Source organism: Pseudomonas sp. AC255, assembly GCF_979258175.1.
In genome coordinates this window covers 599,368-619,474 of the sequence record NZ_OZ409841.1, presented here as the reverse complement: position 1 = coordinate 619,474, position 20,107 = coordinate 599,368, and the positions used below count along the sequence as shown (strand labels likewise).

The 20,107-nt window shown below is 60.2% G+C and carries 19 protein-coding genes and 1 pseudogene; 13 read left to right on the top strand and 7 right to left on the bottom strand.

From position 1 onward, the window contains the following. Window positions 1–84: 84 nt before the first annotated feature. From ACZZ0K_RS02975 to ACZZ0K_RS02935, 9 genes are all read left to right on the top strand, one after another. Window positions 85–1,437 carry an MFS transporter gene (locus ACZZ0K_RS02975; RefSeq protein ID WP_258707141.1) on the top strand — a complete coding sequence of 451 codons (1,353 nt, stop codon included), beginning with the start codon at window positions 85–87 and terminating at the stop codon, window positions 1,435–1,437. Then, entirely contained in the window at window positions 1,434–1,844 is a 411-nt protein-coding gene (locus tag ACZZ0K_RS02970) for a DUF4440 domain-containing protein (protein WP_258707142.1), read from the top strand. Before ACZZ0K_RS02975 ends, ACZZ0K_RS02970 begins: the two co-directional genes overlap by 4 nt. A 271-nt stretch (window positions 1,845–2,115) precedes the next feature. Then, a complete protein-coding gene (locus ACZZ0K_RS02965) occupies window positions 2,116–3,030 on the top strand; it encodes a glutamate/aspartate ABC transporter substrate-binding protein (RefSeq protein WP_252884779.1) in 915 nt (304 codons plus the stop codon). A 199-nt stretch (window positions 3,031–3,229) separates the two neighbouring features. Beyond that, window positions 3,230–3,976 (top strand): amino acid ABC transporter permease, encoded by a 747-nt coding sequence (locus ACZZ0K_RS02960; protein WP_056790046.1) that lies wholly within the window; start codon window positions 3,230–3,232, stop codon window positions 3,974–3,976. Next, a complete protein-coding gene (locus ACZZ0K_RS02955; RefSeq protein WP_460059047.1) occupies window positions 3,976–4,698 on the top strand; it encodes an amino acid ABC transporter permease in 723 nt (240 codons plus the stop codon). The genes ACZZ0K_RS02960 and ACZZ0K_RS02955 overlap by 1 nt, the downstream gene beginning before the upstream one ends. After that, entirely contained in the window at window positions 4,643–5,377 is a 735-nt protein-coding gene (locus ACZZ0K_RS02950; protein ID WP_016773390.1) for an amino acid ABC transporter ATP-binding protein, read from the top strand. Before ACZZ0K_RS02955 ends, ACZZ0K_RS02950 begins: the two co-directional genes overlap by 56 nt. A gap of 228 nt (window positions 5,378–5,605) precedes the next feature. Next, window positions 5,606–7,507, top strand: coding sequence for a two-component sensor histidine kinase AauS (aauS, locus tag ACZZ0K_RS02945; protein ID WP_056790048.1), 1,902 nt, complete (start codon window positions 5,606–5,608; stop codon window positions 7,505–7,507). Continuing rightward, entirely contained in the window at window positions 7,504–8,829 is a 1,326-nt protein-coding gene (gene aauR / locus ACZZ0K_RS02940; protein ID WP_258707143.1) for a two-component response regulator AauR, read from the top strand. The genes aauS and aauR overlap by 4 nt, the downstream gene beginning before the upstream one ends. Window positions 8,830–8,837: 8 nt before the next feature. After that, complete coding sequence (locus tag ACZZ0K_RS02935; RefSeq protein WP_177327026.1) at window positions 8,838–9,167, top strand: GlpM family protein; 330 nt, start codon at window positions 8,838–8,840, stop codon at window positions 9,165–9,167. An 18-nt stretch (window positions 9,168–9,185) separates the two neighbouring features. On the opposite strand, the gene ACZZ0K_RS02930 is transcribed toward ACZZ0K_RS02935, so the two are convergent. The 3 genes from ACZZ0K_RS02930 to ACZZ0K_RS02920 form a co-directional block, all read right to left on the bottom strand. After that, a complete protein-coding gene (locus tag ACZZ0K_RS02930; RefSeq protein ID WP_258707144.1) occupies window positions 9,186–10,094 on the bottom strand; it encodes a hypothetical protein in 909 nt (302 codons plus the stop codon). Next, the gene (locus ACZZ0K_RS02925; protein WP_252878828.1) at window positions 10,091–10,786 is read right to left on the bottom strand and encodes a hypothetical protein; all 696 of its coding nucleotides are present in this window, start codon (window positions 10,784–10,786) and stop codon (window positions 10,091–10,093) included. The genes ACZZ0K_RS02930 and ACZZ0K_RS02925 overlap by 4 nt, the downstream gene beginning before the upstream one ends. A 107-nt stretch (window positions 10,787–10,893) precedes the next feature. Continuing rightward, the gene (locus ACZZ0K_RS02920) at window positions 10,894–11,928 is read right to left on the bottom strand and encodes an alpha/beta fold hydrolase (protein ID WP_258707145.1); all 1,035 of its coding nucleotides are present in this window, start codon (window positions 11,926–11,928) and stop codon (window positions 10,894–10,896) included. Between the two features lie 217 nt (window positions 11,929–12,145). Here ACZZ0K_RS02920 and metR point away from each other — a divergent pair, with 217 nt between their 5' ends. Next, window positions 12,146–13,063 (top strand): transcriptional regulator MetR, encoded by a 918-nt coding sequence (gene metR, locus ACZZ0K_RS02915; protein ID WP_016773382.1) that lies wholly within the window; start codon window positions 12,146–12,148, stop codon window positions 13,061–13,063. 130 nt (window positions 13,064–13,193) lie between these two features. Here metR and ACZZ0K_RS02910 read toward each other — a convergent pair whose 3' ends face one another. From ACZZ0K_RS02910 to ACZZ0K_RS02900, 3 genes are read right to left on the bottom strand one after another with little or no spacing between them, the layout of a single operon-like run. Next, window positions 13,194–13,691: a GNAT family N-acetyltransferase gene (locus tag ACZZ0K_RS02910; protein WP_150638626.1), complete on the bottom strand. Its 498-nt coding sequence runs from the start codon at window positions 13,689–13,691 to the stop codon at window positions 13,194–13,196. A 1-nt stretch (window position 13,692) separates the two neighbouring features. Beyond that, window positions 13,693–14,331: a LysE family translocator gene (locus tag ACZZ0K_RS02905; RefSeq protein ID WP_258707146.1), complete on the bottom strand. Its 639-nt coding sequence runs from the start codon at window positions 14,329–14,331 to the stop codon at window positions 13,693–13,695. A 23-nt stretch (window positions 14,332–14,354) separates the two neighbouring features. Further along, window positions 14,355–14,789 carry an NUDIX hydrolase gene (locus ACZZ0K_RS02900; protein WP_258707147.1) on the bottom strand — a complete coding sequence of 145 codons (435 nt, stop codon included), beginning with the start codon at window positions 14,787–14,789 and terminating at the stop codon, window positions 14,355–14,357. Window positions 14,790–15,003: 214 nt separating this feature from the next. Between ACZZ0K_RS02900 and ACZZ0K_RS02895 the strand changes: the two genes are divergently transcribed. Together ACZZ0K_RS02895 and ACZZ0K_RS02890 are read left to right on the top strand one after the other, a co-directional pair. Then, window positions 15,004–15,474, top strand: a complete 471-nt coding sequence (locus ACZZ0K_RS02895) for a DUF4234 domain-containing protein (RefSeq protein WP_252882611.1) — start codon at window positions 15,004–15,006, stop codon at window positions 15,472–15,474. A gap of 275 nt (window positions 15,475–15,749) precedes the next feature. Then, a complete protein-coding gene (locus ACZZ0K_RS02890; RefSeq protein ID WP_258707148.1) occupies window positions 15,750–17,369 on the top strand; it encodes an FMN-binding glutamate synthase family protein in 1,620 nt (539 codons plus the stop codon). 77 nt (window positions 17,370–17,446) lie between these two features. Here the strand turns inward: ACZZ0K_RS02890 and ACZZ0K_RS02885 are convergent, their stop codons facing one another. Further along, window positions 17,447–18,868 carry an amino acid permease gene (locus tag ACZZ0K_RS02885; protein WP_076564019.1) on the bottom strand — a complete coding sequence of 474 codons (1,422 nt, stop codon included), beginning with the start codon at window positions 18,866–18,868 and terminating at the stop codon, window positions 17,447–17,449. A 473-nt stretch (window positions 18,869–19,341) separates the two neighbouring features. Between ACZZ0K_RS02885 and ACZZ0K_RS02880 the strand changes: the two are divergent. Further along, window positions 19,342–19,799: pseudogene (locus ACZZ0K_RS02880) on the top strand (REP-associated tyrosine transposase). Window positions 19,800–20,107 lie beyond the last annotated feature (308 nt).

Genomic DNA, 20,107 nt, shown 5'->3' with positions numbered 1-20,107 from the left:
ATCCCTTCAAACATTGTGTTCAGCTCCATTGCATCGACGATCGGAGTCTATCGCCCCTATGCTCGACGACAAAGGGGAAACACCATGAGTTACCGCTATAAAGTCGCGTCGATTTTCCTGCTCGGCTTCTTTATCGATTGCATCAACATCTTCATGTCGGCGGTGGCGCTGCCCAGTCTGTCAGCTACCTTGCAGGTCAGCAGCGCTTCGGTGGCGTGGGTCGCCAACGCGTACATCCTCGGACTGACGTTGATCATTGCGCTGAGCACCTGGCTGGCCGCGCGTTTTGGCAGTCGTGAAATCCTCACCGCTTCAATGCTGGTATTCAGTGGCTCGGTGTGGCTGTGCGGCCAGGCCGACAGCTTCCATGAACTGGTGATCTGGCGCTTCGTTCAGGGCATCGGCGGCGGCTTGTTGATCCCGGTCGGACAGGCACTGACGTTCAATCTTTTTCATGGCGAGCAACGCGCGAAAATATCCACGCTGATCATGGCCGTCGCCCTGATTGCCCCGGCGATGTCACCCACCGTCGGCGGCCTCATTGTCGACATCAGCTCCTGGCGCTGGGTGTTCTACAGCACCCTCCCGTTTTCGCTGCTTGCCGCCGGGCTGTCGTGGTGGTGGGTCAGGGAAGGCAAACCCGCCGAGCTTCAGCGTCCGGACATCAAAGGCCTGTTGCTGGTCAGCGCGGTGCTCGCCAGTTTGCTGATGGGTATGTCGCTGTACGGCGGCGATTACCCACCGCTGGCAGCGCTGGGTTTTGTCATCGCGGGCCTGACATTCATCGCGCTGTATCTGCTGCATTACCGCCGCTGCAGTAACGCGATCATCGACTTGAGCCTGCTCAGGAGCAGAAAACTCAGCACCTCGATCTTCATCTATTACGCAATTCCGGGGGTGTTCACCGGTGTCAACCTGATGAGTATTTTCTTTTTGCAGAACACCCTGCACTTCAGCGCCCGGCTGACCGGAATGTTCATGATCCTCTATGCCATCGGTGCGTTCATCGCAATGATCCTTTGCGGTCGCGTCTACAACCGGACCGGCGCCAGACGCCTGTTCACCCTCGGCATGCTGTTGCACAGCGCCGGCATCGCCACCCTGGTGCTGGTCAATGCGCCAACTGATCTTTGGCTCATCATGATCGCCTACAGCCTGATGGGCATTGGCGGTGGCATCGGTGCCAATACCGCGCAAACTACCTCACTGATGGACTTCACCGGCGGCGATACGCACAAGGCCAGTGTCATCTGGAACATCAATCGGCAGATGTCTTTCAGCCTCGGCGCCGCACTGTTTCTGATGATCTTCAACGTGCTGCTCCCGCCGCTCGGCACCACGCCGGCCTATCAAGCGACCTTCGCGATTGCCGCGCTGGTCGGGCTGCTGCCGTTGCTGCAGATGAATCAACTGCCCTGCGCAAAGGAACGCCCATGACATACGATCTGATCGAACAAGCCGAACACAGTATCCACCACGTCCACGAGCTGATCCTTCGGGTATTCACTGATGCCGACGGCGCTGGCGCCGCGAGCATCGAGCCGTTGATGCAGGCATTTGCTGAGGATTTCAGCATGGTCGGTATTTCCGGGGGCGCATTGACCCGCGTCGAAGTAGAACAACTGTTCAAAGGAGCCGTAGGCGCCAAGGCGGGACTCGATATCGAGATCAGTGATTTGCACACGGTGTGGCAGGAGGACGACATGCTGGGTGTGAGCTACGTCGAAACCCAACGCTTGGACGGCGCTCAACACTCGCGGGTCGCAGTGGCGATCCTGAGCGGGCAGCCTGAAGGGGTGAAGTGGGTGTATTTGCATGAAACGCCACTGAGCCGGCAAGTCTGAGACCAGGCCACAAGATATTCGGTTTTCCGAACGCGACTCCACAGTCGATTCGGTTAACCGGATCATGCCTTCATAAAATTACCGCCATAAAACTTTAATAACGTTATAAAACAACCGCTTAACTGAGTTCGACTGCTCTGGCACGAGTCATGCTCTACACTCTCTCGACGAATGCCTGCTGTGCCAGCACTTCAGGAGCCGTCAGGCATTCGAAGCACAAAAAGGGCCGACAAACTGGCTCCATAAAAAAAACAATGTCGAGGAAAATTTGATGCGCATCGTTCCCCATATCCTGGGCGCAGCCATTGCTGCCGCTCTGATCAGCACGCCAGTTTTCGCCGCCGAACTCACCGGCACCCTGAAGAAGATCAAAGAGTCCGGTGTCATCACCCTGGGCCACCGTGACGCCTCCATTCCGTTCTCCTACATCGCTGATGCGTCCGGCAAGCCGGTCGGCTACTCGCACGATATCCAGCTGAAGATCGTCGAAGCGATCAAGAAAGACCTCGACCTGCCGGACCTGCAAGTCAAATACAACCTCGTCACCTCGCAGACCCGTATCCCGCTGGTGCAGAACGGCACCGTGGACGTCGAGTGCGGTTCGACCACCAACAACGTCGAGCGTCAGCAGCAGGTCGACTTCTCCGTCGGCATCTTCGAAATCGGTACCCGTCTGCTGTCCAAGAAAGACTCCAAGTACAAGGATTTCGACGATCTGAAAGGCAAGAACGTCGTAACCACCGCCGGCACCACCTCCGAGCGCATCCTCAAGGCGATGAACGCCGACAAGCAGATGGGCATGAACGTCATCTCCGCCAAAGACCACGGCGAGTCCTTCCAGATGCTGGAATCGGGCCGTGCCGTCGCCTTCATGATGGATGACGCACTGCTGGCCGGCGAAGCCGCCAAGGCCAAGAAAGCCGCCGATTGGGAAGTGACCGGCACGCCACAGTCGTACGAAATCTACGGCTGCATGATGCGCAAAGGCGACGAGCCGTTCAAAAAGGCTGTGGATGACGCGATCAAGGCCACTTACGCTTCGGGCGAAATCAACAAGATCTACGAGAAGTGGTTCATGCAGCCGATTCCGCCAAAAGGCCTGAACCTGAACTTCCCGATGAGCGACGAGCTCAAGACCCTGATCGCCAATCCGACCGACAAAGCGGCTGACGACAAGAAGTCCTGATTTTCTGACTAACCTTATCCCCTGAGGAGGCGCCTGCCTTTTCAGGGGATGGTCACTCCCTGCTGGCATTTTTCTGGAAACACTCGAACCGGTGGCTGTCGAGCCGATCGCGTGTGCCCGGTCTTTGAAAAAGACTGGGGAGGGAACGGAGTTCCCCAGGCGGGCACTTGTACATCGATCGAATCGAGGGGAGACCCTAATGAATTACAACTGGGACTGGGGCGTGTTCTTCAAGTCCACCGGCGTGGGCAGCGAGACCTATCTCGACTGGTTCATCTCCGGTCTGGGCTGGACCATCGCCATCGCCGTCGTGGCGTGGATCATCGCCCTGCTGCTCGGCTCGCTGCTGGGCATCATGCGCACCGTGCCGAATCGCATCGTATCGGGCATCGCGACCTGCTACGTCGAGCTGTTCCGTAACGTGCCGCTGCTGGTGCAGCTGTTCATCTGGTACTTCCTGGTGCCCGATCTGCTGCCGCCGGATCTGCAGGAGTGGTACAAGCAGGACCTCAATCCGACCACCTCGGCCTACCTGAGCGTTGTCGTCTGCCTCGGTCTGTTCACCGCCGCCCGTGTCTGCGAGCAAGTGCGCACCGGTATCCAGGCACTGCCTCGGGGTCAGGAATCCGCCGCCCGCGCGATGGGTTTCAAACTGCCGCAGATCTACTGGAACGTGCTGCTGCCCCAGGCCTACCGGATCATCATTCCGCCGCTCACCTCGGAATTCCTCAACGTGTTCAAGAACTCCTCCGTGGCGTCCCTGATCGGTTTGATGGAATTGCTGGCGCAGACCAAACAGACCGCCGAGTTCTCGGCCAACCTGTTCGAAGCGTTCACCCTGGCGACCCTGATCTATTTCACCCTCAACATGAGCCTGATGCTGCTGATGCGCCTGGTCGAGAAGAAAGTCGCGGTGCCCGGCCTGATCTCCGTGGGGGGTAAATAATGGAATTCGATTTCAGTGGCATCGTCCCGGCCATTCCCGGTTTGTGGAACGGCATGGTGATGACCCTCAAGCTGATGGCCATGGGCGTGATCGGCGGGATGATTCTCGGCACGATCCTCGCGCTGTGCCGTCTGTCGCACAACAAGCTGCTGTCGAGCATAGCCGGCGCCTACGTCAACTATTTCCGCTCGATCCCGCTGCTGCTGGTGATCACCTGGTTCTACCTGGCGGTGCCGTTCGTGCTGCGCTGGATCACCGGCGAAGACACGCCGATCGGCGCGTTCACCTCGTGCGTCGTGGCGTTCATGATGTTCGAAGCGGCGTACTTCTGCGAAATCGTCCGGGCCGGTGTGCAGTCGATTTCCAAGGGCCAGATGGGTGCTGCTCAGGCACTGGGCATGAACTACGGGCAGATGATGCGCCTGATCATCCTGCCGCAGGCGTTCCGCAAGATGACCCCGCTGCTGCTGCAGCAGAGCATCATCCTGTTCCAGGACACCTCGCTGGTCTACACCGTGGGCCTGGTGGATTTCCTCAACGCCTCGCGTGCCAGCGGCGACATCATCGGCCGCTCCAATGAGTTCCTGATTTTCGCCGGTCTCGTGTACTTCATCATCAGCTTCGCCGCCTCGCGGTTGGTCAAGCGTCTGCAAAAAGGTTCGCCGTATGATCTCTATCAAAAACATCAACAAGTGGTATGGGGACTTCCAGGTGCTGACTGATTGCAGCACCGAGGTCAAGAAAGGCGAAGTGATCGTGGTCTGCGGCCCGTCGGGTTCCGGCAAGTCGACGCTGATCAAATGCGTCAACGCCCTGGAGCCGTTCCAGAAAGGTGATGTCGTGGTTGACGGCACGTCGATCGCCGACCCGAAAACCAACCTGCCGAAACTGCGTTCCCGTGTGGGCATGGTGTTCCAGCATTTCGAGCTGTTCCCGCACCTGACCATCACCGAAAACCTGACCATCGCGCAGATCAAGGTGCTCGGCCGCAGCAAGGAAGAGGCGACCAAAAAGGGTCTGCAGTTGCTTGAGCGCGTCGGCCTGTCGGCGCACGCCCACAAGCACCCGGGGCAACTGTCCGGCGGGCAGCAACAGCGTGTGGCGATTGCCCGTGCGCTGGCGATGGACCCGATCGTCATGCTGTTCGACGAACCGACCTCGGCGCTCGATCCGGAAATGGTCAACGAAGTGCTCGACGTGATGGTGCAACTGGCTCACGAAGGCATGACCATGATGTGCGTGACCCACGAAATGGGCTTCGCCCGTAAAGTGGCCGACCGGGTGATCTTCATGGATCAGGGCAAGATCATCGAAGACTGCCCGAAAGAGGAATTCTTCGGCGACATCAGCGCCCGCTCCGAACGCGCGCAGCACTTCCTCGAGAAAATCCTGCAGCACTAAAAGCAACACACCCGCACCCTGTCTGTGGGGTGCGGGCAGCCTGACAATGAGATCCCCTGTGGCGAGGGGATTTATCCCCGTCCGGCTGCGCAGCAGTCGTAAACCCTGTGCATGCGGTCTTTCAGTTAAACCGCAGTGATGGTTTTGGGGCCGCTTCGCGGCCCAACGGGGATAAATCCCCTCGCCACAGGCACAAACAAGTGTTGTGGTTGACCCAAGGCATCTGTGATGAAATGCGACCCCACTCTTTATCGCGCTGCAGAGCCATCACTTGCCGTGAAGCCCCGTCTGATCCGTCATCTGTTCCTGCCGCCGCTGATCATCGCCCTGATGGTCGGACTGGGTTTTATCGGCTTCTGGACCAGTGAACACTTCGGCATCCGCAGCCTCGGCGAAAACGGCCAGCGTCAGCTGGAACTGCACGCCCGCGCGGTCGAAAGCGAGATCAGCAAATACACCTACCTGCCCAGCCTGCTGGAACTCGAAACCAGTGTGCCGCAGTTGCTGGCCGATCCGACCCCGGAGCACCGGCAGACGGTCAACGATTACCTCGAAGGCCTGAACCGCCGCAGCCGCAGCCGGGCCATCTACGTCATGGACACCACCGGCCGGGTCATGGCCACCAGCAACTGGCGCGATGTCGACAGTTATCTGGGTGAAGACTTGTCCTTCCGCGCCTATTTCAAAGACGCCGTGCGCGGCCAGCCCGGGCGCTTCTACGGCATCGGCAGCACCAATGGCGAACCCGGTTACTACCTCGCCCACGGCCTCGAAGAGCACGGCAAGATCATCGGTGTCGCGGTGGTCAAGGTGCGTCTGGAAGCCATGGAAGAACGCTGGCAGCGGGCGCGACTGGAAGCGTTCGTCAGCGATGAGAACGGCATCATCATTCTCTCCAGCGATCCGGCCAGGCGGCTGAAATCGGTGATCCCGCTCAGCGATGAGGTCAAGGAAAAACTCGCCCGCAGCCTGCAGTATTACTGGTTTCCACTCAACGAACTGCAACCGCTGGCCCGCGAGACACTGGCCGAAGGCGTGGAGAAACTGACTTTCCCGGCCAACAGCGAATTGCAGCCCGACGAAGACGACATCAGTTATCTGGCGCAAACCCGACTGCTGAGCGACACGCCGTGGAATTTCACCCTGCTCACGCCATTGCAGGACCTGCGCCGCGAAGCCATCAACCAAGGCATTCTGGTGGCGGTGGCGTTTGCCCTGTTCGCCTTCCTGCTGATTGCCTGGAACGAGCGGCGCAAAGTCCTCGCCACCCGCCTCGCCGCCCGCGAAGCATTGCAGGAAGCCAACAGCCAACTCGAACGTCGGATTACCGAACGCACCGCCGATCTGCGCGCCAGCAACGAACGCCTGAAGAGTCAGATCCGCGAACGCCGCCAGGCCGAGGAGACGTTGCGCCGCGCTCAGGATGAACTAGTTCAGGCCGGCAAACTCGCGGCCATCGGCCAGATGTCGACCAGCATCGCCCATGAATTGAACCAGCCGCTGGCGGCGATGCGCACGCTGTCGGGCAACACCGTGCGCTTTCTCGAGCGCGGCCAGCTCGACGTCGCCAGCACCAACCTCAAGACCATCAACGACCTGATCGACCGCATGGGCCGGATCACCGCCAGCCTGCGTTCGTTCGCCCGGCGCGGCGACAACAAGGGTCAGGCCAGTCTCGGCAAAGCCGTCGACGCCGCCTTGCAAGTGCTCGGCGCGCGCGTGGAAAACACCGCGCTGCAGATTCACCGGCAGTTTGCCGATGTGCAGTTGCTGATCGATCAGACCCGCCTCGAACAGATCCTCGTCAACCTGATCGGCAACGCCCTCGACGCCATGCACGCGCAACCGCAGCCGCAGCTGTGGCTGGAGGGTGAAGAATTCAACGGCAAGTATCGCTTGCGGGTGCGTGACAACGGCCACGGCATCGACGCCGAAGCGCGCAAGCATCTGTTCGAACCGTTCTTCACCACCAAACCCGGCGAGCAAGGCCTGGGACTGGGCCTGACCCTGTCCGCCAGCCTCGCCGCCGCCACCGGCGGGCACCTGGGTGTCGAACACCCGGCCGGCGGTGGCACCACTTTCGTCCTCAGTTTACCGTTGGTAAGCCCTCTTTCTGCCGAGCCAATATGAACCCTGAACTCAGTGTGCTGATTGTCGAAGACGACCCCCATGTGCTGCTCGGCTGCCAACAGGCGCTGACCCTCGAAGACATTCCGTGCATCGGCGTCGGCAGTGCCGAAGAGGCGCTGGCGCAGGTCGGCGACGACTTTGCCGGCATCGTCATCAGCGACATCCGCCTGCCGGGCATCGATGGCCTGGAATTGCTCACCCGCCTCAAGCAGCGTGATCGCAGCCTGCCGGTGGTGCTGATAACCGGCCACGGCGACATTTCCATGGCTGTCGGCGCGATGCAGAAAGGCGCCTACGATTTCATGGAAAAACCGTTCTCGCCGGAACGCCTGGTCGATGTCGCGCGGCGGGCGCTGGAGCAACGCAGCCTCGCCCGTGAAGTGTCATCGCTACGTCGGCAACTGGCCGAACGCGATTCACTGGAAGGGCGGATTATCGGCCGCTCACCGGCGATGCAGAACCTGCGCGAGCTGATCGCCAACGTCGCCGACACCTCGGCCAACGTCTTGATCGAAGGCGAGACCGGCACCGGCAAGGAACTGGTCGCTCGTTGCCTGCACGATTTCAGTCGGCGCCACAGCAAACAGTTCGTCGCGCTGAACTGCGGCGGCCTGCCGGAAAACCTTTTTGAAAGCGAAATCTTCGGCCACGAAGCCAATGCCTTCACCGGCGCCGGCAAACGGCGCATCGGCAAGATCGAGCACGCCGACGGCGGCACGCTGTTCCTCGATGAAGTGGAAAGCATGCCGCTGCCGTTGCAGATCAAGTTGCTGCGCGTACTGCAGGAACGCACCCTTGAACGCCTCGGCTCGAACCAGAGCGTGGCCGTGGATTGCCGGGTGATTGCCGCGACCAAATCCGACCTTGATGAGTCGAGCAAGGCTGGGGAATTTCGCAGCGACTTGTACTACCGCCTCAACGTCGTGACCCTGGAATTGCCACCGCTGCGCGAACGCCGCGAAGACATCCTGCAACTGTTCGAGCATTTCACCCAGCAGTCGGCGCTGCGCTTCGACCGCGCGCTGCCGGAGCTGGACAACCAGACCCTGTCGAACCTGATGAGCCACGACTGGCCGGGCAACGTGCGCGAACTGCGCAACGTCGCCGAACGCTTCGCCCTCGGCCTGCCGGCTTTCAAGAAATCCGGGGCCAGCGCCGGCCAGGGTCTGGCGTTTGCCGAAGCGGTGGAAGCGTTCGAGCGCAATCTGCTGGTCGACGCCTTGCAACGCAGCGGCGGCAACCTGACCCAGGCCAGCCAGGAACTGGGCATGGCCAAGACCACGCTGTTCGACAAAGTCAAAAAGTACGGGCTGAGCCACTGATGGATCTGATTCTCAAAGCCGCTATCGGCGCCGCAGTCGTGCTGATCCTCGCTGCGCTGTCGAAGACCAGAAACTACTACATCGCCGGGCTGGTGCCGCTGTTCCCGACCTTTGCCCTGATTGCGCACTACATCGTCGGCAAGGGCCGCTCGGTCGACGATCTGAAAACCACGATCGTGTTTGGGATGTGGTCGATCATTCCCTACTTTATCTATCTGGCGACGTTGTATGTGATGGTCGACCGCATGCGCCTGGAAGCATCGCTGGCCGTGGCGGCGGTGGCGTGGCTGATGGCGGCGACGGTATTGGTGAGCGTGTGGGTCCGGCTGCATGCCTGAACCCACGTGCATCAGCCTCTAGCGACCGTAGACTCTGGCCAGTTGCGCGGACGACAGAGCATCCTCGAACGGCACTGGCACTGACTTCACCGCACCGTAGAGATTGCGGTAGCGCCAGTAGTTGCCGTTCTGCGCCAGTTGATAACCGCGCTCGACCACGCGCTGGCCGTCGAGCACGTAACGCAGGGTTTCCTGCGCGGCCGGCGGTGGCGTCGGTTGCATCAGATCGGCGCTCAACACGCGCATGGATTCGTCAATACATTCATCCAGCACGGCGGTGACCTTGGCCAGGTCAAGGGCGCCGTCATCGATGCATTGCTTGCCGCAACGACGGATCGGCTGACTGGCCACTTCGATGCGCATGCGGTACAGCGGCGAGCCGGCGATATCCTGTAATTGCACCTGATTGACCAGCACGAAACTGCCGCGATCGGGCGTCAGCATCAGCTTCGGTTCGATCAGCAACCGTGCCGTGACCGCACCTGCCCCCTGCTTGAATCCGGAGACTTGCGACGCCGCCTGAAAACGCTGTTGCAAGCGCTCCTGCAACGGCACGCCGGCGAGCAGGTCGGCCAGCGGCCGCGATTCGTTCAGCGCGGCTTTTTCGGCATCGCGCTGTAACGTACCGGAACCCATTTGCGTGTTGATCAGACTGGCCACCAGAATCCCCGCCAGCCCGGCGCCCGCGCCGGAGCTCGACATCAGCGTGTAACTGGAATTGGCCGCGTTCACCGCCGCCTTGCTGTCGATCACCGTGCTGGCGCCGACAAACTCCGCCGGCAGTTGCACGTCGACCTTCAGCCCGTGTGCCTGCACATAGCTCATGGCGGCCTGATCCTTGAAACCGGCCTCGGGTGCCGGTTTCTGCGCACAGCCAGGCAACGCCAGCAGCGAGATCGCCGCGAGGGTCAGCGCCAGTCGTTTCATTGTGCGAACGGGGCGATCATTTGCTGACGGCTGTTATCCATCGCTTGATAAAACGCGTTGGACAGGTTGGTGTAGGACGGCTCGTCCCACTCACCTTGCGCGGCTTGTACAGCGGCGAATGGCTGGTACCACAAGAGTCTGTTGTCCGACAGATCGATCACCATGCCCTGGCCGCCGACCTGGGCCATCGGCACGCTGGTGGGCACGATGCTGTAGTAGCTGCGGGTGGCACCGGTGGCATAAATCGACACCAGCAACAGACGGTCGATGCCGTGGGCAGCTTTCATCGGCGACAGGTCCTTGGTCATGTAGCCCTCGCGGAAATCGACTTCCTTGAAGGTCTTCAGATCGACCTTTTCATCAATGCGCTTGGCCTTGTAGCCCTTGGCTTGGAGCTTGGCGACGATGGCGTCGGGCAGGGTTTCCAGATCGCGCACCTGCCAGGTCTCGACGTTGGCGCTGAGCTTGCTGTTGACGCCGGCATTGATGGCGTAATCGAGGATGCCCTGATTGCCGGTCAGCGCCAGCACCGGCGACGGTACGACGGTAATGGCCACACCGACGGTCGGCTCTTTGGCATCCCAGAACTGTTTGTCCAGGGCCACGGGCGGTTGCACATGGGCGCAGCCGGTGAGAGTCAGTACGGCGAGCAGAGCCAGCGCGGCCCATTGCCGTGTAGCGCGAAAAATCATGGATCAAGTCCCTATGTCTGAAAACGTTCCTGCGCCTTATCGGCAACAACGCGGCAAACAATAGTGGCACATTGATATTTTTTTGGCGACAGGATGCTGGCGCACTCTTACAGCAGATTGTTCGGCGCCGCCTGATCGACCCGAGCCCAATGCGAAGTGTCCTCTCGATGCGCCTGCAAATACGGCAGCACCGCCGCCAGCAACGGCTCCTTGAACGCCTCCTGAAAGCGATGCGCCAGTCCCGGAATCAGTTTCAACTGACTGCCCTGAATGTGCGCCGCCAGATGTACGCCGTGCATCACCGGCAGCAGCGGATCTGCCGTGCCGTGCACCACCAGGGTCGGCACGCGCAGCTGATTGAGCAATGCCACCCGGCTCGGTTCGGCAAGGATCGCCATGATCTGGCGCTTGACGCCTTCGGGGTTGAACGCGCGGTCGTAGGACGCCGCCGCCTGTTGCAACAGCGCTTGGCGATCATCCGTCACCGCCGGGCTACCGAGTGCCGCAAGCAGATCGGCCTGTTGCTCCAGCGCTACTTCGCGGTTCGGCGCACCTCGGCGCGAGAGCAACTGCACCAGCGCCGCACTTGGTGCCGGCAGGCCTTCAGCGCCGGAAGTGGTCATGATCAGCGTCAGGCTTTCCACCCGCTGCGGCGCCATCGCCGCCATGTGCTGGGCGATCATCCCGCCCATGCTCGCGCCGAGCACGTGGAATTGCTCAACCTTCAGCGCCGTCATCAAACCCAGCGCATCGTCGGCCATGTCGGTAAGGCTGTACGGCGCCGAAACCGGCAAACCGAGTTTGTAGCGCAGCACCTCGAAGGTCAGATTGGCCTCGATCGGCGCTTGCCGCCAGGTCGACAGGCCGACGTCGCGGTTGTCATAACGAATCACCCGAAACCCTTGCTGACACAGCGCGACCACGACTTCGTCCGGCCAGTGGATCAACTGCCCACCCAGGCCCATGACCAGCAACAGCGCCGGGTCTGATGCACGGCCGATACTTTGATAGGCAAGACTGACCTGCGCCAGCTCGGCGTGCTCGGTCGGCACGTTGACATCACAGCGCCCGGCTGCAAACGAGCCGGCCCCGAACAAAAGCGCGGCCAACGCGGCCGCGACTGAAAAAACTCTCTTGAACATGAAAAACACCAAAACGCAGCACCCCAGTAGAGCGCGAGTCTGATGAAGTTCGTACGAGCGCGCTGCCACAGTTGCATGACAGTTTGATGAAGAGTGCCGAGCGGTCGTCTGTCGATTAGCCCGCCGGATCCTGGCCGACAGATCGACAAAGCCAACGTCATGAGACAAACTCACCTTCCTCGCATTCTTCACAAGTTTTCTTCATGGAGCCCCGCCGGTGCTTGAAATCCGACATCTGAAAACCCTGCACGCCCTGCGCGAAGCCGACAGCCTGGTGGATGCCGCTGATCGCCTGCATCTGACGCAATCCGCTCTATCGCATCAATTCAAAGAGCTGGAAGAGCGCATGGGCATGCAGTTGTTCGTGCGCAAGACCAAACCGGTGCGCTTCACCAGCGCCGGTTTGCGCCTGCTGCAACTGGCCGACGCCACCCTGCCGCTGTTGCGCGCCGCTGAACGGGACATCGGTAGGCTGGCCGGTGGCACCGCCGGGCGTCTGCACATGGCTATCGAATGTCACAGCTGCTTTCAGTGGCTGATGCCGACCATCGACCAGTTCCGCGATGCCTGGCCGGAGGTCGAGCTGGACCTGGCTTCGGGTTTCGCTTTCGCCCCACTGCCGGCACTGGCGCGCGGCGATCTGGATCTGGTGGTGACCTCCGATCCGCTGGAAATTGCCGGCATCACTTACGTGCCGCTGTTCACTTACGAAGCCATGCTCGCGGTGGCCAATCAGCATGCGCTGGCGAGCAAGCCGTACATCGTTCCCGAAGATTTGTTGACGGAAACGCTGATCACCTACCCGGTCGAGCGTGATCGCCTGGACATCTTCACCCGCTTCCTCGAACCGGCCGACATCGAACCTGCGCAGGTGCGCACTTCAGAACTGACGGTGATGATGATGCAACTGGTCGCCAGCGGCCGTGGCGTCTGCGGGATGCCGCACTGGGCGCTGCATGAATACAGCTCGCGCGGCTATGTGAAGGGCAAACGGTTGGGTGAGAAAGGCTTGTTCGCGACGCTGTACGCGGCGATTCGCACGGACATGCTCGACGCGCCGTACATGCGCGATTTCCTGCTGACCGCCAAGGACACCTCGTTCTCGACCCTCGATGGTGTCAGCGCCGTACGCTGATTCTCCAGAACAAGAGATCTCCCTGTGGGAGCGAGCCTGCTCGCGAAAGCGGTGGATGATTCAGCGATGATGTCGGCTGGACGGACGCCTTCGCGAGCAGGCTCGCTCCCACAAGGATTGTCGTGGTGGGTCAGAGCTGGCGCCACATGTGGATCTTGTCGAAGTAGTCTTCGCCCACCCGCACGGCGAGTGGCTCGAGGCCGAACTGAATGAAGCCGCAACGCTGGTACAACTGAAAAGCCGCGTCATTGCCGGCGGTGACAGTGAGCTGCAGCAGCTTCAGCGCCGGATGCTTTTGCGCTTCGACCAGTGCCGCCTGCACCAGATCAAAGCCCAGCCCCTTGCGACGAAAATCCGCCGAGACATACATGCCGAACAGCGTGGCCTTGTGTCGTGCCTTCTCGCGCGGTTCAAAGGCCAGGCCGACAATCCCGGCCAACGTCCCGGCATCGAATGCCCCCAGCACCACATCGAGCTTGCTGGTCAGGCGCCCTTCCCACCAACTCAATGGCATCACCGCGCGTTCGCGCACGCTGGAGGTGAACGCCTGCGGATGACGGTCGTAGGCTTGCAGCATCAGTTCGCGGTAAGCCAAGGCGTGGCTGGCGTCCAGCCGTTCGATCCACATGTCAGGCAGTCCGCCGTTGTTCGAGCATCAGCCGTACGGCAAGGCCACCGAGGACCATGCCCATGAAATAGCGCTGCATCGCCAACCACGTCGGGTTGCGTACGAACCACGAAGCGATGCCTGCGGCGAACAGCGCGATCAACAGATTGACGCTGAAGCTGACGCTGATCTGCGTGAGCCCGAGGACGATGCTTTGGGTGAACACCGAGCCGTGCTCAGGGCTGATGAATTGCGGAAACACCGACAGATAGAACACGGCGATCTTCGGGTTCAGCGCGCTGGTGAGAAAGCCCATGGTGATCAGCTTACGCGACGAGTCCGGCGGCAATTGCTGCGCTTGGAAGGGCGAACGCGCGCCGGGTTTCACTGCTTGCCAGGCCAGCCACAGCAGGTACAGCGCACCGGCCCATTTCAACACTTCATAAGCCATCGGCACGGCAAGAAACACTGCCGTCAAACCCGCCGCCGCAGCGAACATATGCACGAAGAACCCGCCGACCACGCCGAGCAGCGACGTCACCCCCGCGCGGCGTCCCTGACAGATCGAACGCGAGATCAGGTAGATCATGTTCGGCCCCGGTGTCAGCACCATCAGCATAGCGGCGGCGGCGAAGATCAGCAGGTCTTGCAACGGGATCATGGCAACGTCCTTTGCGGGAATGATCAGGCGAGTGCAGTCAGTGAACGGCGATAAAACGGCAGGATGTGTTCGCGTGTCAATGGCGCCAGCTCGAGCGCCGGATCAGTGGCCGGATCGACCCAGATGACTTCCTCGATTTCCGCCGCCGGACACACGTCAGTATCGATGGTCAATTGGAAGATCTCCGCGTGCACGATGAAGCCCGGCTCGTTGGCGGCGGGGGCGGAAAAACTGTTGAGAAAGATCGCCTGCGCCGGGTCGATTTCCAGCCCGAGTTCTTCTTCCAGCTCTCGGGCCAATGCGTGCACTGGCAACTCGTGGGCTTCGATCTTGCCGCCCGGTTGCATGAAAGCCGTGGTGCCGCGCTTGCGCACCAGCAGGGTCTGGCCTTGGGCGTTGAGCAACAGCGCGGCGGCGATATGGATGATGCAGGGCGAAACGGCGGATGTCGGCGTCATGAGTCGAAAAATGCCTTGTGCGAAAAGATCGCAGGATCCCACGCCCGACGCGCCTGCGTCATCAGAAGATCCCTACAAGGAGCATCCGTGATCAGCCTGACTCTGACGACAAGTCCGCCCAAAAGCTCGGAAATTTCCCACTCGCGAATTTGGTAGCGTTATTCATCGCTGCCCGGCAGCCATTCGCTACATCGCCTAAGAGGGAAAACGCTGCATGTCTGACATTTCGACGCTCAAGGAAAAGAACAATCTCAAGACGCTCCATTTCATTCTCCTGACCGTAGTCACCATGGGTCTCTACTCGGTTGTATGGCTGCACAAAACAACAACCGTGGTTGAGGAGGTCACTCAAATCAAGACACTGAGCCAGACCGGTCTGGTCGTTTATCTGGCGCTCTGTGGTATCGGAGGGATCTTTTTCACCGTATCTGATCCGCGGTTCATAGCCACGGGGTATGCGATGACGGTCATTGCCCAGCTCATCGCCATTGCTTGGTGCTTTCGAGTTCGCAGAGCCTTGCGCGCCTACACGCTGACCAAACACAACTTCGAACCACGAATGAACCGCTTGTATTCAGTCCTGTTCACCTTCTATCACATCAATTACTGCATCAACGATATGGCCAGGGCCAAGCACAAACATGACCAGAAACGGCAAATGCCTCAGGAATCGGTCGCGGCATAAACAAAAAGGTAATCGTCGATTTCGCGTGCCAGTTAGCTTCCACCTTTCACTGCAATTCCTTGTGCGAGCTTGCTCGCGAAGGCGTTCGTCAATGCCACAAGTTTGCCCACCGGTATTGCTGCATGGCTGCTTCTCGCGGTCAACAGCCAAGTCAACTGGCATCGTAAGCGAGACGGCTCCGATGTAGGCGAGGAGAGGGACGTCTGCCTGTTCACGGTTCCGTCGTTGGCGCAATATGCCTGCCAGCCACAAACAATCCGAACCAAGGAAACCGTATGAGCCTGTCGCTGCTGAGCCGCTACGCCTTCTTTGCCGTCTGTGTGATGTTCACCCTCGCCAGCCTGCCCTTTCTCGAACATGACTGGCTGTGGCCGATCACCGCCGCCACCGCTGTGCTGAGCCTGCTCGGCGTGTTCGACCTGTTGCAGACGCGCCATGCAGTGCGCCGCAATTATCCGATTCTGGGCAACATCCGTTATTTGGTCGAAGGCATCCGCCCGGAGATTCGCCAGTATCTGCTCGAGTCCGACAGCGATGCCCTGCCCTTCTCCCGCGCGCAGCGTTCGCTGGTGTACTCGCGAGCGAAAAACGAAACTGCCGACAAACCGTTCGGCACGCTGATCGACGTTTACCAGTCCGGCTTCGAATTCATCGGCCACTCGATGCGCCCCGCGCCGTTGAGTGACCCGAACGGTTTCCGCGTCATTGTCGGGGGTCCGCAGTGCACGCAGCCGTACTCGGCGTCGATCTTCAATATTTCGGCGATGAGCTTCGGCTCGCTCAGCGCGAACGCGATCAGGGCGCTGAATCAGGGGGCGAAACTCGGCAACTTCGCCCACGACACAGGCGAAGGCAGCATCAGCCCGTATCACCGCGAACACGGTGGTGATCTGACCTGGGAGCTGGGCAGCGGCTACTTCGGCTGCCGCACCAGCGACGGCCGTTTCGACCCTGAGCGCTTCGCCGTGCAGGCGCAGAATCCGCAAGTGCGCATGATCGAAATCAAGATGAGCCAGGGCGCCAAACCCGGCCATGGCGGGATCTTGCCCAAGCACAAGGTCACCAGGGAGATTGCGGAAACACGCGGCATCCTGATGGGCGAGGACTGCGTCTCGCCGTCGCGCCACAGTGCGTTTTCAACGCCGATCGAGATGATGCAGTTCATCCAGCAACTGCGCGAATTGTCCGGTGGCAAACCGGTGGGCTTCAAATTCTGCCTCGGCCATCCGTGGGAGTTCATGGGCATTGCCAAGGCCATGCTGGAAACCGGCATCCTTCCCGATTTCATCGTCGTCGATGGCAAGGAAGGCGGCACTGGCGCCGCCCCTGTCGAGTTCACCGACCACATCGGCGTGCCGATGCGCGAAGGTCTGCTGTTCGTGCACAACACGCTGGTCGGCCTGAACCTGCGCGACAAGATCAAACTCGGCGCCAGCGGCAAGATCGTCAGCGCCTTCGACATCGCCAGCGTGCTGGCCATCGGCGCTGACTGGGCCAACTCCGCGCGCGGCTTCATGTTCGCCATCGGCTGCATCCAGTCGCAGTCGTGCCACACCAACAAATGCCCGACCGGCGTTGCCACCCAGGACGCCTTGCGCCAACGCGCTCTGGTGGTACCGGACAAAGCCCAGCGCGTCTACAACTTCCATCGCAGCACGCTCAAAGCACTGGCGGAAATGCTCGCGGCGGCCGGGCTTGAGCATCCGTCGCAACTGTCGGCCAAGCATCTGGTACGACGCATGTCGGCGACCGAGATCAAACTGTTCTCGCAGTTGCACGTGTTTTTGAAACCGGGGGAATTGCTCACCGGTGAAGTGAATGGCGAGTTCTATTCGCGGATGTGGCAGATGGCGCGGGCGGACAGTTTTGAGCCGCAGGAAGTGGTAGCGGCGTAAGACTGGCGATCAGCTCGCGCGAACCAAAAAAGCCCCGATCTTGCGACCGGGGCTTTGTTTTTTTCAGCGGCTGGAACTTACGAAATCGAACGCACCGCGTCTTGCGAAACCTGATTCGGCTGCAACTTGAACACGTAAAACAACACCGTCAGCAGCACAAGAAACGCCGGCCCGACATACAGCGCCACGCGGGTATCCGGGAAGTACGCCATCAGGCCGACCACCAGTACCAGGAACGCCAGCGCGAAGTACGAGCTGACCGGGTACAGCCACATCTTGTACTTGAGGCCGGCACGTTCGCTGGCGCTCAGGCCTTTGCGGAATTTCAGCTGGGCGAGGAGGATCATCACCCAGGTCCAGATCGCACCGAAGGTGGCGATCGAGGTGACCCAGACGAAGACTTTTTCCGGTACCAGATAGTTGAGCATTACGCCCAGCAGCAACACCGCGATCGACAGCAGCAGTGCCCGGCGTGGCACACCGTTGTTCGAGGTCTTGGCGAAGCCCGCCGGGGCCTGACCATTCTGCGCCAGGCTGTAGAGCATGCGCCCGGTGCTGAAGATGCCGCCGTTGCACGACGACAGCGCCGCAGTAATCACCACGAAATTGATGATGCCGGCGGCGGTCTTGATGCCCAGACGCTCGAAGGTCATCACGAACGGGCTGCCCTGGGTGCCGATTTCATTCCACGGGTAGATCGACAGGATGACGAACAGCGCGCCGACGTAGAACAGCAGGATCCGCCAGAACACCGAGCCGATTGCGTCAGGAATGGTCTTCTGTGGGTTCTTCGCCTCACCGGCAGTCAGGCCGATCATCTCGACGCCGAGATAGGCGAACATGACCATTTGCAGTGACATCAGCACACCGGTCACGCCGTTGGGCATGAAACCGCCGTGCGCCCATAGATTGGAAATGCCCAGCGCCACGCCATCGTTACCGAAACCGAAGGCGATGATGCCGACGCCGCCGATGACCATGGCGATGATGGTGACGATCTTGATCAGGGCGAACCAGAATTCGAATTCGCCGAAGGCTTTGACTGCGATCAGGTTGATCGAGCCCATGCTGATCAGCGCTGCCAAGGCCCAGATCCAGCGCGGCACATCGGGGAACCAGATGCCCATGTACACGGCCACGGCGGTGATTTCCGCGACGCAGGTCACCAGCCACAGAAACCAGTAGTTCCAGCCGGTGAGAAAGCCGGCCAGCGGACCGAGATAATCCTGCGCGTAGCGGCTGAACGAACCGGCCACCGGGTTATGCACGGCCATTTCACCGAGGGCGCGCATGATCACCAGGATCGCCAGACCGCCAAGGATGTAAGAGAGCATGATCGCCGGACCGGCCATCTGGATGGCTTTGGCCGAACCGAGAAACAGACCGACGCCGATACAGGCACCGAGCGCCATCAGGCGGATATGCCGTTCGCCGAGTTCACGTTTGAGCGGACCGCCCGAAGCGGTGTCGCCGTGCGGCAGAGGATTGCCAACTGGCATAGGGGTACAACCTCGTCTTGTTATTGGATATGACCACCGGGTTTCGAAGCGTCGGCCGATAGGCCTTGGCTGGGCAGGAAACCGCGTCGGCTTCGTGGGCAGACGTGTCTTGCAGGGCTGGCCTGAAGATCAGCGGGGCGTGCAGTATAAAAAGCTCAGGGCAGGATTTTTCACTCTAAAAGTCACAACATTCAGCGACAACTCTCGGCAATAGTGGGTTCTGCGGAGAGGCATTACCTGCATTACGTAGGAAAAGTCGCCACTGAAAAAGCCGCGAAGTATTGCACAGACATGGTGCAGCGTCATGTTCCAGCCCCGGTGCATTTGATTCACTGCGCGATGTCTCCCCTCGCGCTTGATCACGGATAAATCGCCCGGCGGATTCAGAAATTTCGCTCAACAGTTGCAGCGCCGACCGGGGCGGCCAACCACTAACCTTTGAAAAAGCCAGGAGCACATGCAAGGAAGCTCACATGCCAGTCCGCCCCAATTCCCACCGCCTGCGCCAAGGTCGTTTCTCGGAAAACGGTCGTGCCTACTTCATCACCTCTGTCATCCACGAACGCCAGCCTGTATTTGCAGATTGGCAGACAGGCCGATTACTGGTTGCAGAACTGCGCCGGGCTCATGAGCAAGGAGTCGCGCAATCCATCGCCTGGTTGTCATGCCTGACCACTTTCATTGGCTGATGCAATTGCAACGCGGCTCACTTGGTGAAGTCATTGGCGGTGTAAAGGCTCGCTGTACGCATGCGGTTAACAGAAAAACCGGACGTCACGGACCGCTGTGGCAAACCGGCTACCATGACCGAGCGATCCGTGACGGCGAGGACCTGGAGCCCATCGCCCGCTATATCATCAATAATCCCTTGCGAGCCGGGCTGGTCGATAGCCTCGGTGATTACCCGCTTTGGGATACCTGCTGGCTCTGAGCGCAACAGCTCTCTGGAGTAAGTGGATTCATTCCTCACACAGACAACCTCCCGGGATGTGACAGCATCGCTGTGGCCAAGGAATCCACTGCTCGCACAGACACATCATGAGGATGTGAACAGCATCCTTGTGGCGAGGGGATTTATCCCCGCTCGGCTGCGTAGCAGGCGCAACTTGCTCACATGCGGTGTGCCTGTAGAAACCGTGGTGGCAGGTTTTGGGGCTGCTTTGCAGCCCAGCGGGGATGAATCCCCTCGCCACAGGGAGTCCCCGCATGACTGATGAATCTGCTAGCCAACTGAATCCA